The organism is Nocardia sp. JCM 34519.1, assembly GCF_020361265.1.
Classification (GTDB): domain Bacteria; phylum Actinomycetota; class Actinomycetes; order Mycobacteriales; family Mycobacteriaceae; genus Nocardia; species Nocardia arthritidis_A.
Genome location: NZ_JAIRBR010000013.1, coordinates 158,817 through 174,135, shown reverse-complemented (window position 1 = coordinate 174,135; position 15,319 = coordinate 158,817). Strand labels below are relative to the sequence as shown.

At 66.1% G+C, this 15,319-nt stretch carries 16 protein-coding genes; 6 read left to right on the top strand and 10 right to left on the bottom strand.

The genetic code is table 11. The features are described 5' to 3' along the window. Nucleotides 1-5 precede the first annotated feature (5 nt). From kdpF to LGY53_RS28435, 5 genes are all read left to right on the top strand, one after another. On the top strand, nucleotides 6-92 hold the full coding sequence (kdpF, locus tag LGY53_RS44485) for a K(+)-transporting ATPase subunit F (protein ID WP_225729841.1): 87 nt from the start codon (nucleotides 6-8) through the stop codon (nucleotides 90-92). Then, entirely contained in the window at nucleotides 93-1,775 is a 1,683-nt protein-coding gene (kdpA, locus tag LGY53_RS28450) for a potassium-transporting ATPase subunit KdpA (protein WP_225729774.1), read from the top strand. After that, a complete protein-coding gene (gene kdpB, locus LGY53_RS28445; RefSeq protein WP_225729773.1) occupies nucleotides 1,772-3,931 on the top strand; it encodes a potassium-transporting ATPase subunit KdpB in 2,160 nt (719 codons plus the stop codon). Before kdpA ends, kdpB begins: the two co-directional genes overlap by 4 nt. A gap of 4 nt (nucleotides 3,932-3,935) precedes the next feature. Next, the gene (locus LGY53_RS28440; protein WP_225729772.1) at nucleotides 3,936-4,901 is read left to right on the top strand and encodes a potassium-transporting ATPase subunit C; all 966 of its coding nucleotides are present in this window, start codon (nucleotides 3,936-3,938) and stop codon (nucleotides 4,899-4,901) included. A 155-nt stretch (nucleotides 4,902-5,056) separates the two neighbouring features. Beyond that, nucleotides 5,057-5,245, top strand: a complete 189-nt coding sequence (locus LGY53_RS28435) for a hypothetical protein (RefSeq protein ID WP_225729771.1) — start codon at nucleotides 5,057-5,059, stop codon at nucleotides 5,243-5,245. A gap of 88 nt (nucleotides 5,246-5,333) precedes the next feature. On the opposite strand, the gene LGY53_RS28430 is transcribed toward LGY53_RS28435, so the two are convergent. Then, the gene (locus tag LGY53_RS28430; protein WP_225729770.1) at nucleotides 5,334-7,364 is read right to left on the bottom strand and encodes an APC family permease; all 2,031 of its coding nucleotides are present in this window, start codon (nucleotides 7,362-7,364) and stop codon (nucleotides 5,334-5,336) included. Nucleotides 7,365-7,556: 192 nt separating this feature from the next. Here LGY53_RS28430 and LGY53_RS28425 point away from each other — a divergent pair, with 192 nt between their 5' ends. Continuing rightward, entirely contained in the window at nucleotides 7,557-7,850 is a 294-nt protein-coding gene (locus LGY53_RS28425) for a hypothetical protein (RefSeq protein ID WP_167477012.1), read from the top strand. Here the strand turns inward: LGY53_RS28425 and LGY53_RS28420 are convergent. The 9 genes from LGY53_RS28420 to LGY53_RS28380 all read right to left on the bottom strand — a co-directional run bounded on the left by LGY53_RS28420 (nucleotide 7,841) and on the right by LGY53_RS28380 (nucleotide 15,106). Further along, nucleotides 7,841-8,287, bottom strand: coding sequence for a carboxymuconolactone decarboxylase family protein (locus LGY53_RS28420; protein ID WP_225729769.1), 447 nt, complete (start codon nucleotides 8,285-8,287; stop codon nucleotides 7,841-7,843). The genes LGY53_RS28425 and LGY53_RS28420 overlap by 10 nt on opposite strands. 75 nt (nucleotides 8,288-8,362) lie before the next feature. After that, complete coding sequence (locus tag LGY53_RS28415; protein WP_225729768.1) at nucleotides 8,363-9,898, bottom strand: substrate-binding domain-containing protein; 1,536 nt, start codon at nucleotides 9,896-9,898, stop codon at nucleotides 8,363-8,365. 194 nt (nucleotides 9,899-10,092) lie between these two features. Continuing rightward, the gene (locus tag LGY53_RS28410) at nucleotides 10,093-11,154 is read right to left on the bottom strand and encodes a PHP domain-containing protein (RefSeq protein ID WP_225729767.1); all 1,062 of its coding nucleotides are present in this window, start codon (nucleotides 11,152-11,154) and stop codon (nucleotides 10,093-10,095) included. A gap of 5 nt (nucleotides 11,155-11,159) precedes the next feature. Next, the gene (locus tag LGY53_RS28405; protein WP_167477015.1) at nucleotides 11,160-11,741 is read right to left on the bottom strand and encodes a dihydrofolate reductase family protein; all 582 of its coding nucleotides are present in this window, start codon (nucleotides 11,739-11,741) and stop codon (nucleotides 11,160-11,162) included. Between the two features lie 62 nt (nucleotides 11,742-11,803). Beyond that, nucleotides 11,804-12,664: a bifunctional DNA-formamidopyrimidine glycosylase/DNA-(apurinic or apyrimidinic site) lyase gene (gene mutM, locus LGY53_RS28400; protein WP_225729766.1), complete on the bottom strand. Its 861-nt coding sequence runs from the start codon at nucleotides 12,662-12,664 to the stop codon at nucleotides 11,804-11,806. 10 nt (nucleotides 12,665-12,674) lie between these two features. Beyond that, complete coding sequence (gene rnc / locus LGY53_RS28395; protein ID WP_374111250.1) at nucleotides 12,675-13,403, bottom strand: ribonuclease III; 729 nt, start codon at nucleotides 13,401-13,403, stop codon at nucleotides 12,675-12,677. 14 nt (nucleotides 13,404-13,417) lie between these two features. Beyond that, nucleotides 13,418-13,600: a 50S ribosomal protein L32 gene (gene rpmF, locus LGY53_RS28390; protein ID WP_167477018.1), complete on the bottom strand. Its 183-nt coding sequence runs from the start codon at nucleotides 13,598-13,600 to the stop codon at nucleotides 13,418-13,420. A gap of 2 nt (nucleotides 13,601-13,602) precedes the next feature. Next, complete coding sequence (locus tag LGY53_RS28385; protein ID WP_225729840.1) at nucleotides 13,603-14,280, bottom strand: DUF177 domain-containing protein; 678 nt, start codon at nucleotides 14,278-14,280, stop codon at nucleotides 13,603-13,605. A 79-nt stretch (nucleotides 14,281-14,359) separates the two neighbouring features. Next, complete coding sequence (locus LGY53_RS28380) at nucleotides 14,360-15,106, bottom strand: DivIVA domain-containing protein (RefSeq protein WP_225729764.1); 747 nt, start codon at nucleotides 15,104-15,106, stop codon at nucleotides 14,360-14,362. Nucleotides 15,107-15,319 lie beyond the last annotated feature (213 nt).

Below are 15,319 nucleotides of genomic sequence, written 5' to 3'. Positions count from 1 at the left end.
CGACTGTGACCGAGAACATCATCGGTCTGGTTCTGGGCATCCTGATCGCCATTTACCTGGTTGCCGCCCTGCTTGCCCCCGAAAGGTTCTAGGTGAACACGACTACCTCAGGGATCGTCTTCGCGGCGACCCTGATCCTTGCGCTGGCCCTGGTGCACATTCCGCTCGGCGACTACATGTATCGGGTGTACGCGAGCGAGAAGCACAACCGGGCCGAGCGAATCATCTACCGCGCCATCGGCGTTCAGCCGGGCGTCGAGCAGACCTGGCCGGTGTACGCGCGCAGCGTGCTCGCATTCTCCGCGATCAGCGTGCTCTTCCTCTATTTCCTGCAGCTGCTGCAGAAGCATCTGCCACTGAACCTGCCCGCCGCGGAGCAGACCACCGAGATGAAGCCGGATCTGGCCTGGAATACGGCCATCAGCTTCGTCACCAACACCAACTGGCAGAACTACGCCGGTGATTCGACCATGGGCCATCTGGTCCAGATGACGGGTCTGTCGGTGCAGAACTTCGTCTCCGCCGCCGTCGGTATGGCCGTCGCGGTGGCGCTGGTTCGCGGATTCGCCCGCAGCCGCACCGGCGATCTCGGCAACTTCTGGGTGGATCTGGTGCGCGGCACCATTCGCATCCTGCTGCCGATCGCCTTCGTCGGCGCGCTGGTGCTGGTCGCCGGTGGTGTGATCCAGAATTTCCACCTCTACGACCAGATCGCCGAAACCGTCGGCAACACCGGTAAGCAGATCCTGCCCGGCGGCCCGGTCGCCAGCCAGGAAGTCATCAAGCTGCTCGGCACCAACGGCGGCGGATTCTTCAACGTGAACTCCGCGCACCCGTTCGAGAACCCGACGGCGTGGACGAACTGGATCGAGATCTTCCTGCTGCTGGTGATCAGCTTCTCGCTGCCGCGTACCTTCGGCCGGTTGGTCGGCGATCGCAAGCAGGGCTACGCGATCGCCGCCGTGATGGCCACCCTGGCCATCATCAGCCTGACGCTGCAGAACTTCTTCCAGCTGCGCCACCACGGCACCGTGCCGACTGCCGTCGGCGCCGCCATGGAGGGCGTCGAAACCCGTTTCGGCGTCTCGGATTCCGCGACCTTCGCCACCGCCACCACGCTCACCTCGACCGGCGCGGTCGACTCGGCGCACGACTCCTATTCCAGCCTCGGCGGCATGATGACCATGTTCAACATGCAGTTGGGCGAGGTCGCGCCGGGTGGTACCGGTTCGGGTCTGTACGGCATGCTGATCCTTGCGGTGATCACGGTCTTCATCGCGGGCCTCATGGTCGGCCGCACCCCGGAATACCTCGGTAAGAAGATCACCCCGAAGGAGATCAAGTTCGCCGCCGCGTACTTCCTCACCACGCCGCTGCTGGTGCTGACCGGCACCGCCATCGCGATGGCACTGCCCGGTGAGCGCGCGAGCATGGCCAATTCCGGGCCGCACGGTCTGTCCGAGGTGCTGTACGCCTTCACCTCCGCGGCCAACAACAACGGCTCCGCCTTCGCCGGTCTGTCCGGCAATACCGTGTGGTGGAACACCGCGCTCGGCCTCGCCATGGTGTTCGGCCGGTTCCTGCCGATCATCTTCGTGCTCGCACTCGCCGGTTCGCTGGCGCAGCAGGGCCACACCCCGGCATCGATCGGCACGCTGCCGACGCACCGGCCGCAGTTCGTCGGCTTGGTCGTCGGTGTGACCGTCATCCTGGTCGCCCTCACCTTCCTGCCCGCGCTCGCGCTCGGGCCGCTCGCCGAAGGAATTCACGCATGACCACCCCAACCGTCGACGCGACGTCGACCACCGAGCAGCAGGCTGCGGAAAAGCACAAGGGCGGAAGGGTTTCCGGCGGATTGTTCGATCCGCAGATGCTCTACAAATCGCTGCCGGACGCGCTGAGGAAACTCGATCCGCGCACGCTGTGGCGCAACCCCGTCATGTTGATCGTGGAGATCGGCGCGGTCTGGTCCACCATCCTCGCGCTGGTGCATCCGACCTTCTTCGCCTGGGCGATCGTCGTATGGCTTTGGCTCACCGTCCTTTTCGCGAATCTGGCCGAGGCCGTCGCGGAGGGGCGCGGCAAGGCGCAGGCCGATACGCTGCGAAAGGCCAAGACCGACACCATCGCCCGGCGGCTCGTCGAATGGCATCCCGGCCAGGAGCGCATCGTCGAGGAGAAGGTGGCCGCGCCCGAACTGCAGCGCGGCGACCATGTGGTCGTCGAGGCGGGGCAGGTCATTCCGGGTGACGGCGATGTCGTGGAAGGCATTGCCTCCGTTGACGAATCGGCCATCACCGGCGAATCCGCCCCCGTCATCCGGGAATCCGGCGGCGACCGGTCCGCGGTCACCGGAGGCACCACCGTGCTGTCGGACCGGATCGTCGTCAAGATCACCCAGGAGCCGGGCGGCAGCTTCATCGACAAGATGATCGCGCTCGTCGAGGGCGCATCGCGGCAGAAGACGCCCAACGAGATCGCGCTGAACATCCTGCTCGCCGCGCTGACGATCATCTTCGTCTTCGCGGTGATGACACTGCAGCCGCTGGCCATCTTCTCGAAGGCGAACAACCCTGGCGTGGCCGACAGTTCGGCGCTCGACGTCAACGGCGTCACCGGAATCGTGATGGTCTCGCTGCTGGTGTGTCTGATCCCGACCACCATCGGCGCGCTGCTCTCGGCCATCGGCATCGCCGGTATGGACCGCCTCGTGCAGCGCAATGTGCTCGCCATGTCCGGCCGCGCCGTCGAGGCCGCCGGTGACGTGAACACGCTGCTGCTGGACAAGACCGGCACCATCACCCTGGGCAACCGCCAGGCGTCGGACTTCGTCCCGATGCCCGGCATCACCTCCGACGAATTGGCCGATGCCGCACAGCTTTCCAGCCTCGCGGACGAAACCCCCGAGGGCCGCTCGATCGTGGTGTACGCCAAGCAGGCCTACAACAAACGCGAGCGCACCCCTGGCGAACTGAAGGGCGCCACCTGGGTGGAATTCACCGCCCAGACCCGCATGTCGGGCGTCGACCTGGCCGACGGGCATCAGCTGCGCAAGGGTGCGGCCAGCGCCGTCACCGAATGGGTGCGGGCCAACGGCGGCGCGGTGCCGGACGAGGTCGGCATCACCGTCGACGGCATCTCGGCCTCCGGCGGCACGCCGCTGGTGGTCGGTGAGATCGTCAAGGGCGAGGCCCGGCTGCTCGGCGTCATTCATCTGAAAGACGTTGTGAAGCAAGGCATGCGGGAACGCTTCGACGAGATGCGCCGGATGGGCATCCGCACGGTGATGATCACCGGCGACAACCCGTTGACCGCCAAGGCGATCGCCGACGAGGCGGGCGTCGACGATTTCCTCGCCGAGGCCACCCCCGAGGACAAGCTGGCGCTGATCAAGCAGGAGCAGGAGGGCGGTCGCCTGGTCGCGATGACCGGTGACGGCACCAACGACGCCCCCGCGCTGGCCCAGGCCGATGTCGGCGTCGCGATGAACACCGGCACCTCCGCCGCCAAAGAGGCGGGCAATATGGTCGATCTGGATTCGGACCCGACCAAGCTGATCGAGATCGTGGAGATCGGCAAGCAGTTGCTGATCACCCGCGGCGCGCTCACCACGTTCTCCATCGCCAACGACATCGCCAAGTACTTCGCGATCATTCCCGCGATGTTCGTGGCGCTGTTCCCCGGCCTGGACGTGCTGAACATCATGCGGCTGCACAGCCCGCAGTCGGCGATCCTGTCCGCGGTCATCTTCAACGCGCTGGTCATCGTCGCGTTGATTCCGCTGGCACTGCGCGGTGTGAACTACACGCCGTCCAGCGCGTCGAAGTTGTTGAGCCGCAACCTCTACATCTACGGCATCGGCGGCATCATCGCTCCGTTCATCGGGATCAAGATCATCGATCTCGTCATCCAATTCCTCCCAGGGATGTAGTCATATGCGTATTTCAACCTGGATCCGCCAACACATCGCGGCGCTGCGCGCGCTGGTCGTGCTCACGGTGATCACCGGAATCGCCTATCCCCTGGTGGTTTTCGCGGTCGCCCAGCTCCCCGGCCTGAAAGACAAGGCCGAGGGATCGCTCATCAAGCAGGACGGCAAAATCGTCGGTTCGAGCCTGATCGGCCAGGCCTTCACCGATGGTCAGGGCACACCCAAGAATCAGTACTTCCAGACCCGCCCGTCCAACGCCGTACCCGCCGCCGACCCGACCACCGGCGTCAGCGCCATCCCCGATGGCTACGACGCGACCGGCTCGAACTTCGGCAATATGGGTCCGGAGAGCATCGCCGACAGCTACGTCCTCGATCCGAAGGATTCGACCAAGGTGACGGCGAAGACTACCAGCCTGCTCACCACGGTCTGCCAGCGCAGCCAGGCGGTCGGCAAGCTGGAGGGCGTCGACGGTTCGCGGCCGTTCTGCACCAAGGACACCGGCGTCGGCGCGGTGCTGTCGGTCATGGGTCCGCGCAACTCGCGCGGCGAGGTGACCACGCCCACGAGGGTGATCAGCATCAACGAACCGTGCCAGAACACGACGACGCCGTTCATCACCACCTATCGCGGGATCAAGGTCGAATGCGCCAAGGTCGACGCGAACGGTCAGGAGGACTACTCGGCGGGCCTGATCGTGCCGATCCGCGGTGACGCACCGACGGCGACACCGGTTCCCACCGATGCCGTCACCGCCAGCGCCAGCGGCCTGGACCCGAATATCTCCCCGGAGTACGCCGCCATCCAGGTGGCGCGAGTCGCCAAGGCCCGCAACATCTCCGAGGATCAGGTACGTGACCTGGTGGCCAAGCACTCGCAGGGTCGCGATCTCGGATTCATGGGCGAACCTCGGGTGAACGTGCTGGAGCTGAACCTGGATCTCGACAGCAAGTACCCGTTCCGCGGCTGATCGCGGTCCTTTACCGGCCGGAGGCCGCCTCCCGTACGGGAGGCGGCCTCCGGCTTTTTTACGCCTTACATGCGCCCAAAAGCGTTCTGACACAACGGATTCGATCATAGGATGAATTATTTCCCATTGGTAATACCGAGGTAAGGAGATATCCCTTGAACGGCAAAATCCTCGACATCGGACTCTGGGTCGTCCTGGCCGCGATCTGGCTCGCCGTCGCCACCACCCACCCCGGCGTGGCCAACCTGCTGATCGCCTATTTCGGCCTGACCGCACTCGGGTACTACAACTCGTTCGTCCGCCACCGCCACGCCGACGACGAACTCCGCCCGGCCTGGCGCTGAAACCGGCCATCGGCCATGCCGCTCTCGGCGGCATGCTCGGACTCGTCGCGTACTTCGGCGACCAGCAGCTGCTGGTCGGCTGAAATCCCTACTGCCGGGCCGTGGTTCGGCTCGGCGGTAGATCCGGCCGGGCCGGGGCGATGCCGCGACGGACCTCACCGGGCGAGTGTTCGACGCGGGTATCGGCGCGCGCCGCCGAGGAACGCAACTGCCAGGGGACGCTGGTCACCATCACACCGGGGACGAACAGCAGGCGCGCCTTCAAGCGCAGCGAGCTCTGGTTGTGCAGCAGATTCTCCCACCAGTGGCCGACGACGTATTCGGGGATGAAGATGCTGACCACGTCGCGCGGCTGGGTCTGCCGCATGCGCCGGATGTAGTCGAGCACCGGACGGGTGACCTCACGGTACGGCGATTCGACCACCTTCAGCGGAATGCTGACGCTGTGCTGCTCCCAATCCCGGTGCAGCGCACGGGTTTCCTCATCGTCCACATTGACGGTGATGGCGGTCAGCGTATCCGGCCGGGTGGCCCTGGCGAACTGCACCGCACGCCGGGTCGCCTTGTGCCAACCCGAAACCAGCACGATCGCATGCACCCGCGGCGGCAGCGTCTCCTCCTCCGCGTCGACGGCCAGCTCCGCCTTGACCGCGGTGTAATGCCGGTTGATCAGATACATCAGCGCGACGAGCAGCGGCATCGCGAACACCACCAGGTAGGCGCCGTGGTTGAACTTGGTGATCATCACCACCACCAGCACCACCCCGGTGAAGCAGGCGCCGAACGCGTTGATCAACCGGGCGCGATGGATCCGCAACCGCTCCGAAGCCGTTGTCGCCGAAACCAATTCGCGATTCCAATGCCGCACCATACCCGCCTGGCACAGCGTGAACGAGGTGAAGACGCCGACGATATAGAGCTGGATCAGCCGGGTGACCGAGCCGTCGAAGGCGTAGATCAGCACGCCCGCGACCACCGCGAGCAGGATGATGCCGTTCGAGAAGGCCAGCCGGTCGCCCCTGGTGTGCAGTTGCCGCGGCATGTAACGATGTTGCGCCAGAATGGAATTCAGCAGCGGGAAGCCGTTGTAGGCGGTGTTGGCGGCCAGGATCAGGATCAGCGCCGTTGTCACCATGATGTAGTAGAAGGGCAGGCTGTCGCCGCCGAATACAGCCGCCGCGATCTGCGCGATCACCGTGCGCTGCGGATCGGTTTCGCAATTGCCGGGAAAGCCGATCAGGTCGCAGGTGTTCTCCACCACCCGGGTCTTGGAGATCATGGCCAGAAAGGTCACCCCGGCGAACATGCTGATCGCGATCACACCCATCGCGGTCATCGTGCGGGCGGCGTTGAGCGCCTTGGGTTTCCGGAACGCGGGCACGCCGTTGGAGATCGCCTCCGCACCGGTCAGCGCGGTACAGCCGGACGAGAACGCCCGCAGCACCAGGAAAGCCAGCGCGGCCGTGCCGAGTCCCACCTGCTCGGGCCGGATTTCGTAGTGCGCGCTCTCGGCGATCGGCGCATGCCCCAGCAGCGCCTCACCGATGCCGACCACCACCATCACCATGACGCCGATGATGAAGCCGTAGGTGGGTATCGCGAAGGCGCGGCCCGATTCCCGGACACCCCGCAGATTCATGCCAGTAAGGAAGGCGATGAAGCCGAGGTTGATCGCCACCCGATACGGGTTCAAATCCGGCACCGCCGAAATGATGTTGTCGACGCCCGCGGCGACGGAGACCGCGACGGTCATGACATAGTCCACCAGCAATGCCGCAGCAACCACCAGCCCCGGGATCGCCCCGAGGTTCTCCGAGACCACCTCGTACGAACCGCCGCCGGACGGATACGCCTGCACCACCTGCCGGTACGACAGCACGACCACCGCGAGCAGCACGATGACCGCGCCCGCCACCCACGGCGCCAAATGCAGGTAGGCCAGCCCGCCGAGGGTGAGGATGAGCAGGATTTCCTGGGTCGCGTACGCCACCGAGGAGAGCGGATCGCTGGCGAAGATCGGCAGCGCCAGCCGCTTGGGCAGGAGGGTTTCACCGAGCCGATCGCTGCGGAACGGGCGCCCGAGTAGGACACGTTTTGCCAGGTCGATCGGTGAAGCCACGATGTGCCAGCCTAAGCCCGGCAAACCTGCGCGACCGCGACACCTGACGTATTGATTCCGTAAATACTTCCTGGGCGGACCTCAAAGATCACATAAAGAGCCGGTGCGTAGCGCATCCGTCGAGACTAAGCTTCAGCCCTTCGTGTCTCGCGACGGATAGACACTAAGTATACGCATACATACACTATATGCATGCTCGATCCAATCACTCTGATCGTCGGCGCCGGAATCGCGGGCGCCGGCTGGGCCGTCGGAAGGTTCGGCCGACCGAAGGCGAAATCGGCCGAATCCCTCCCCGCGACCTGCGGCTGCGGTCACGACCTGGCCATGCACGACCCGCAGACCGGCGCATGCCATACCGAGATCGGCCGCAAAAGCGTTGTCGGCCTGCGCGAGTGGGTGCGTTGCGGCTGTCGCCGCTACACCGGGCCGCAACCGCTCGAGGAGCTGTTCAACAGGCCGCTGCTGCCACCGACTCAGCCCTGAACGGGTTCGGGCTGTTTGCGCAGCGGCACGCCGAGCCGATTCCACAGGTTGATCATCGCCGTCACCGCGACCAGGCCCGCCCGGGCCTGCTCGTCGAAATGCTTCACCACCTCATCCCAGATCTCGTCGCTCACGCCGTGCTCGGTCAGCCTGGTCGTCGCCTCGGCGTACGCGAGCGCGGCGCGTTCGGCCGGGGTGTACAGCGCCGACTCACGCCAGGCGTTGAGCTGGTAGATGCGCTTTTCCGTCTCACCGGCCAGCCGGGCGTCGGTGGTGTGCATGTCGATACAGAACACGCAGCCGTTCATCTGCGAGACCCGGATCTTCACCAATTCGCGCACCACCGGATCCAGCGGATTGCGGTGGATCGCCCGCTCCACCTCGAACCACGCCTTGTACATCTCGGGCGCGACCTCGTTGAGGTTCATCCTTGCCATCGGGACCGGTCCTTTCGTCGTCATACCTGATAGATGACAGACGATGCGGCGGCCACCGGTGTGACATTCGGCCGGTCAGGAGACCGGCTGGCACAGTGCCGGATTCGGCAGATCCGCGCACGGCAGCGCGCCCGCGGCGCGCAGCACATCCTTGCCACCCTGATCGGTGAGGTAGCGCAGGAATCCGGCCGCGAGCGAATCGGCGGGCAGATCGCCGTTGCTGTAGGCGAATTCGACACCCCAGAACGGATACGTCCGGTCGAGCACCGCCTCCTTGCCCGCGGCATGGCCGTCGATGGCGACCGTTGTGATGCCCGAAGCCTTTGCCGCATCCGCGAATTCGCTGTACCCGATGGCGCCCGGCGTTTCCGCGACGGCCGCCAGCATGTCCTTGGTCGACGCCACCTCGCAGTGCGCCGGGCTCGGCGGTGCGGTGTAACGGATCTCACGGCAGGTCGCCGCCGGGTAGAGCGGCTGCGGTTCGTCGAGCATCCGGTGCTCGAAGGTGTCGCGGGTGCCGGAGCCGTGCATCCGATTCACCAGGCGCACCGGCAGATCCGCGCCACCGACCTGATTCCAGTTGACGACCCGGCCGGCATACAGATCGCGGATCTGCGCGACGGTCAGCTCGCGCACGCCGACGTCCTTGTGCACGATCACGCCGTACAGCGCGGATGCCAGCGGCCGGGACAGCAGCGTCGGATAGCCGACGCCCTTCGGTCCGTCGGTGATCGCCAGCAGGCCCGGATTACCCTTGCCCTGCTCGTCCAACCGGTCGAGCCCCGCACCGCTACCCGCCATGGCGAAGTCGAATTCCGCTCCGGCACAACGCTTCCGGTATGAATCGGCGGCCTGCCGGACGAGCGGCTCGAAGGTCGTCGACCCGACGAGCGTCAGCTTGCCCGTCGCGCAGTCGAGCGGTTCCGGCGCGGACGGCGAATCCAACGCACCGACCGCGAACTGCACCGCGATCACCACGGCGAGGAAGGCCGTCAGCCCGACCATGAATTTGGAAACACCGGTGCGGCTGCGGCTTTCGGCCACCCGGCCGCCCCGCAACCGCCCGCGCAGCTGCGGATTCGGATACTCGCCCACCCCGGACGAGCGCTGCAGAATCGCCAGGATCTTGTAGTGGTCACCGCGATTCAGCTGCACCTTGGGCAGGTCGATGATGCCGAACTGACCCACCGGATCCTCGCGCACCGCGATACCCGATGTGCCGTCCAGGAATTCGCCGAGACCGGGATCGCTCAACTCGGTGACCGCCATGCCGATCACCCGGCGCTGCGGGAAGTGCAGATGCAGCCCGACCCGAACATCGTCCGGCACGGCGTAATCCGCCGGATCGATGGTGGTGATGCCGCTGTTCTCGATGCGGAACAGCACCACCGACAGATCCTTGAGCTCCGGGCTGCGGCCGTTCTCGTCCGGCCGCAATTGCGGTAGCACGCCAGGGAATACCGAATCGATCTCACCGGTGACCGGCGTGTCCATCTGCACCCGGTAGCCCAGCCGCCGCCTGCCGACCAGCACGAACTCCCAGACGAATGCGACGATCGGCACCGCGATACCGATGAGCGCGACAATCAGATCAATCGGAAAACCGCTCACGGCGCCTCCTCGCTAGCGCTCGTCGGCACCGTGCGCGGTGCGCGCTGCGCCCATGGTTCGCTCGCAAGCTCGCTCACCGGCTAAACCCACTCCCCAACTATGCGCTGTGCCAACCATTTTCACGGTCGATATATCGGGCAGGAGGTTAACCCAGCGGGTGCCGGACACGCCAGCTCAGGCGTGTCGCGCGTGTTTCACTGTGCGCGCCGCGTCCAGGCCAGCAGTTCGTCCAGCGGCTTGGTATTGATGATCCGTTCCGGCGCAACGCCGTTCGCGATTGCCCTCTCGCAGCCATAGCCCTGCCAGTCCAGCTGCCCCGGCGCGTGCGCATCGGTGTCGATCGCGAATTCGCAGCCCATCTCCACCGCCAGTTTCAACAGCCGCGACGGCGGATCCAGCCGCTCCGGGCGGCTGTTGATCTCCACCGCGGTGCCGTACTGCCTGCACGCCTCGAACACCACCTCGGCGTCGAATACCGATTCCGGGCGGGTGCCCCGCTCCCCCGCGATCAATCGGCCGGTGCAGTGGCCGAGCACGTCGACGTTGGGATCGGCCACCGCGTAAACCATTCGCCGCGTCATGGTTTCGCTGTCGGCGCGCAGGTTGGAATGCACGCTGGCGACGACGATATCGAGTTCGGCGAGCAGGTCGGCGCGCTGGTCGAGTGTGCCGTCGTCGAGAATGTCCACCTCGATTCCGGTCAGGATCCGGAATGGGGCCAGCCGCTGGTTCAGCTCGGCGACCACGTCGAGCTGGCGGCGCAGCCGGTCCGCCGAAAGTCCGTTCGCCACCTTCAATCTCGGCGAATGATCGGTCAGCGCACAGTATTCATGCCCGAGTGCGGCCGCGACGCCCATCATTTCGGCGATCGGGCTGCCGCCGTCCGACCAGTCCGAGTGGGTGTGCAGGTCGCCGCGCAGCAGGGTGCGAATCGGCCTGCCCGGCACGCCGATGGGCTGTGCGGCGCGGCGCAGCTCCACCAGATAGTCCGGCACCGCACCCGAACAGGCCTGTGCGATCACCGCGGCCGTCTTCGGCCCGATCCCGGAAATATCCTGCCAGTTACCGGAATTCCGGTGGGCCGCGAGTTCATCGTCGGACAATCCGGCGACGATATCGGCGGCCCGCCGGTAGGCCTTCACCCGATGTGTCTGCGCGCGTGCGCGTTCCAGCCAGAACCCGATCTCGCGCAGCGCCCGCACCGGCCCCGGCGCCGCGGCCGGATCCGGTGTTGCGGTCGAATCCTGTTCGGCCACTTGGCTTATCGAATCCTGCTGTACTTCAGGAAGGCCACCCCGTCCTCGAATACCCGACTGGTGATCACCCGGAACCTGGCCGCCTCCGGCAGCCGCGGTCCCGATCCGAACAGCGACCGGCCCCGACCGAGCACGATCGGATACAGCTTCAGGTAGATCTGGTCGATTTCCGGCAGCAGCGCCTGCGCCAACTCGCCGCCGCCGCACAGCCAGATCCCCAAACCCTTGGCGCGCTTGAGCTCTCGCACCTTGCCCAGCGGATCGCCGTCGATGAGTTCGACGGCGGCGTCCGGGCACTCCGGCAACGTGGTGGACACCACATACTGCTTCAGATGCGCGTACGGACTGGAGGTTCCGGTCCGCACGCCGAAATCGTGTGTCTTGCGGCCCATCAGCACCGTGTCGAAATTCGCGTTCGGCTTATCGATCCCGAGCGCCTCGCGCACCTTCGTCGGCACTGTCTCCGGATACAGCGCGTTGATCGCGGGGCCGTGATCCCCGCCGACCGGAAAGAAATCGACCGACCCGTCCTCGGTGGCGATGAACCCATCGATGGTCGATGCGACGTAGTACGTGAGCTTGCGCATATGTCCTTCCTCTACGGCCGTCATGTCCCGGTCCGCATAGAAGAAACGGTAGCTTGCGCGGCTCAGCGCCCGCGAGGCTTCGGCTGGCAGCGCGGGCAGGAGTACGAAGAACGATTCATGAATTTTTCGCGCAGAATCGGCGCGCCACACCGGCGGCACGGCTCGTCGGCCCGCCCGTAAACAGCCAGCGAACGCTCGAAGTAGCCGGACTCACCGTTGACGTTGACATAGAGCGCGTCGAACGAGGTGCCGCCGGCGAGCAGCGCATCACCCATCACGGTGCCGACCTCGGTGAGCAGTGCGTGGACGGCGGGCCGGGTGAGTCCGGAGGCGAGCCTGCCGCCGTGCAGTTCGGCGCGCCAGAGGGATTCGTCGGCGTAGATATTGCCGACGCCGGAGATCACGGACTGGTCCAGCAGCACCCGCTTGATCTCGGTTTGTTTGGCGCGCAGCGCCCTCACCGCTATGTCTGGATCGAAGAGGGGGTCGAGTGGATCGCGCGCGATATGGGCGACGGGTTCGGGCACCGAGGTGCCGTCCACCTCGACCAGCGGCGCCAGCGCCCACCCGCCGAAGGTGCGTTGATCGACGAAGCGCAGTTCGGAGCCGTCACCGAGCCGGGCCCGGATGTGGGCGTGTTTCTCGACCGGCGCGTCCGCGGGCTGCACCAGCATCTGCCCGCTCATCCCGAGATGGACGACCAGCGCGGTATCGGGCTCGTCGAAGGTGAGCCAGAGATATTTGCCGCGCCGCTGCGCGGCCTCGACGCGTAGACCGGTCAGGCGCGCGGCCAGATCGGCGGCACCTTCGAGATGCCGCCGCACCGACCGCGGATGGGTGATGGTGACCGAATCTATGACGCGACCGACCACATGTTCGGCCAGCCCACGCCGGACGACCTCGACCTCGGGAAGCTCTGGCACCGGCCTCTTTTCAACCTTCGGAGGTGAGCGCTTGATACGCGGCGCCCGCCGCCTTCTGCTCGGCTTCCTTCTTGGAGCGGCCGACGCCCTTGCCGTAGGCCCGGCCACCGATCACCGTCGTCGCGGTGAACTCTTTGTCGTGGTCCGGTCCGGTCGAGGTGATCTCGTAGCTGGGCACGCCGATACCGCGCTCGGCGGTGAGCTCCTGCAGGCTGGTCTTCCAGTCGAGTCCGGCGCCCATGCGGGGCCCGCGCTCGAGCAGTTCGGCGAACAGGCGCAGCACCACGCCGCGCGCGACCTCGATGCCATGCTCCAGATGGACCGCGCCGAGCAGGGATTCCATACCGTCGGCGAGGATGCTCGGCTTATCTCGGCCGCCGGTGAGTTCCTCACCCTTGCCGAGCAGCAGGTGTACGCCGAGACCGCCCTCGCCCAGCCCGCGCGCCACCTCGGCGAGCGCATGCATATTCACCACGCTCGCGCGTAGCTTGGCCAACTCGCCCTCGGATTTGTCCGGATGCTCGTGGTACAGGCGCTCGGTGATGCTCAGGCCGAGGACGGAGTCGCCGAGGAATTCCAGGCGCTCGTTGGTCGGCAGGCCACCGTTCTCGTAGGCATACGACCGATGGGTCAGCGCTAGCCGGAGTAGATCCGGCCGCACATCCACGCCCAAGGCTGCGAGCAGGCTCGCGTGGTCACCAGTCGAGTCGGGTTCGTTGCCGGCGGTCACGTCGTGTATGACAGGTCGAGCGGTCAGACGGCGGGGGTGACCTGGCGGCCCTTGTAGGTGCCGCAGGACGGGCAGGCGATGTGCGGCAGCGTCTGCTGCCCGCACGCGCGGTTCGGGCAGGTGATCAGGGTCGGCGCGGTGGCCTTCCACTGGCTGCGCCGCGACCGGGTGTTGGAACGGGACATCCGGCGCTTGGGAACGGCCACGACTAATTCTCCTCTGTCCTATTGCTTGCCAGTTCGGCTGATTGGTCTGCTTGCTGTCGACCCGCACCGGCGCCCGCGTTCGGGTCGTCGGCGCCGGGCGATCCGGCGGCGAACTTCGCCAACCCGGCCCAGCGAGGGTCAAGTATCTCATGCCCATGGCCGGAACCCGCAATCGCCATCCGGACACCGCATTCCGGACACAGTCCGGCACAGTCGGGTTCGCACAGCGGCTGCAGCGGGAGTTCCAGCCCGATCGCGTCGATGATCACCGGTTCCAGGTCGATGGTGTCGTCGACCAGGCGGTAGATCTCGGCCTCTTCGGTGGTCTGCTCGGTGGTGCTGTCCGGGTAGGCGAACAGCTCGGTGAGCCGCAGTTCCACCGAATCGGTGAACGGTTCGAGGCAGCGCGAGCATTCGCCCTCGGTCGGCGCGGATACCGCGCCGGTGACCAGCACACCCTCCGAAACCGCCTGCAGCGTCAGGTCGAGGGCGACCGGCGCGCCCGCCGGGATCGCGATCAGATCCAGCCCGATCCGCTCGTCGGTGGTGAGCTCGCGACGCAGTTCCCGCATGGTGCCCGGCCTGCGGCCGAGGCTGCGAACGTCCAACACGAAACCCGCGTCCGGCAGGCGGCGCGACGCCGCACGGGGACGCGAGGCGGGACCGGATCCGGCGGACATGACGAACTCACTCACGTTTCAAGAGAAATGGGCAACCACTCAACAATACCGAAGTGGTCAGGCCCGGCTCAAACCGGGTTCAGCGGCGGTACTCCGCGGCATAATCCGGCACGCTCGTACCGGACCGCAGCTGATGCCGTCCGCGGCCGACGGTCCGCAGGGTGCCGTTGAGCAACTCCTCGAAATCGGCCAGCTTGCCGTCGACGTACTCGTCACACTCCTCGCGCAACCGGTCCGCCTCGGCCTGCGCGCCGTCGATCAGCCGCGCCGACTCGGCGTGCGCGGCCCGCACCACCTCGGTCTGCGCGACCAGGCGGGCCTGCTCGGCCTTGCCGTCGGCGACCGAGCGTTCATAGGAGGCCTTGCCCGCCTCGATCATCCGCTCGGATTCGTCCCGCGCCCGGGCGGTGACCTCCTCGAATTCGGCATTGCCGTCGGCGATGACGCGGTCGGCCTCGGCCTGCGCGGAATTGACCAGGTGATCGGCGTGCGCGCTCGCCTCGGCGACCATGCGATCGGCGTGCGCCTTGGCGTCGGCCAGGATGCGGTCGGCCTCCTCGCGGGCGGCGGTGATGGTCTCGTGCGCCTGCTTGTTGGCGCCCGCGACGGTGGCCTCGGCGCCGTTGCGGGCATCCGAGACGATCTTGTCGCGATGGTCGAGCACGTCCTGGGCGTCGTCGAGTTCGCCGGGCAGGGCGTCGCGCACGTCGTCGAGCAGCTCGAGCACGTCGCCGCGCGGGACGATGCAGCTGCGCGTCGGCGGAATGCCGCGCGCCTCTTCGACGATGGCCACCAGTTCGTCGAGTGCCTCGAATACGCGATACATGCTCACTTACCCCGCTCTCGGTGCAGATTCACGGCAACAAACTCGCCATTGTCGCCCAGTGTGCCCCGCATCACCGGCAACGGCCGAATCACTTTCCGGTGTGTCGCGCCAGTGTCTCGCACACCACACAAATCAAGTGGAGGATTCTCCTCCACTTGGTGTTAAATTTGATCACGCAGATCGAAAGACGATTTTGACGACGTATCGGAAGAG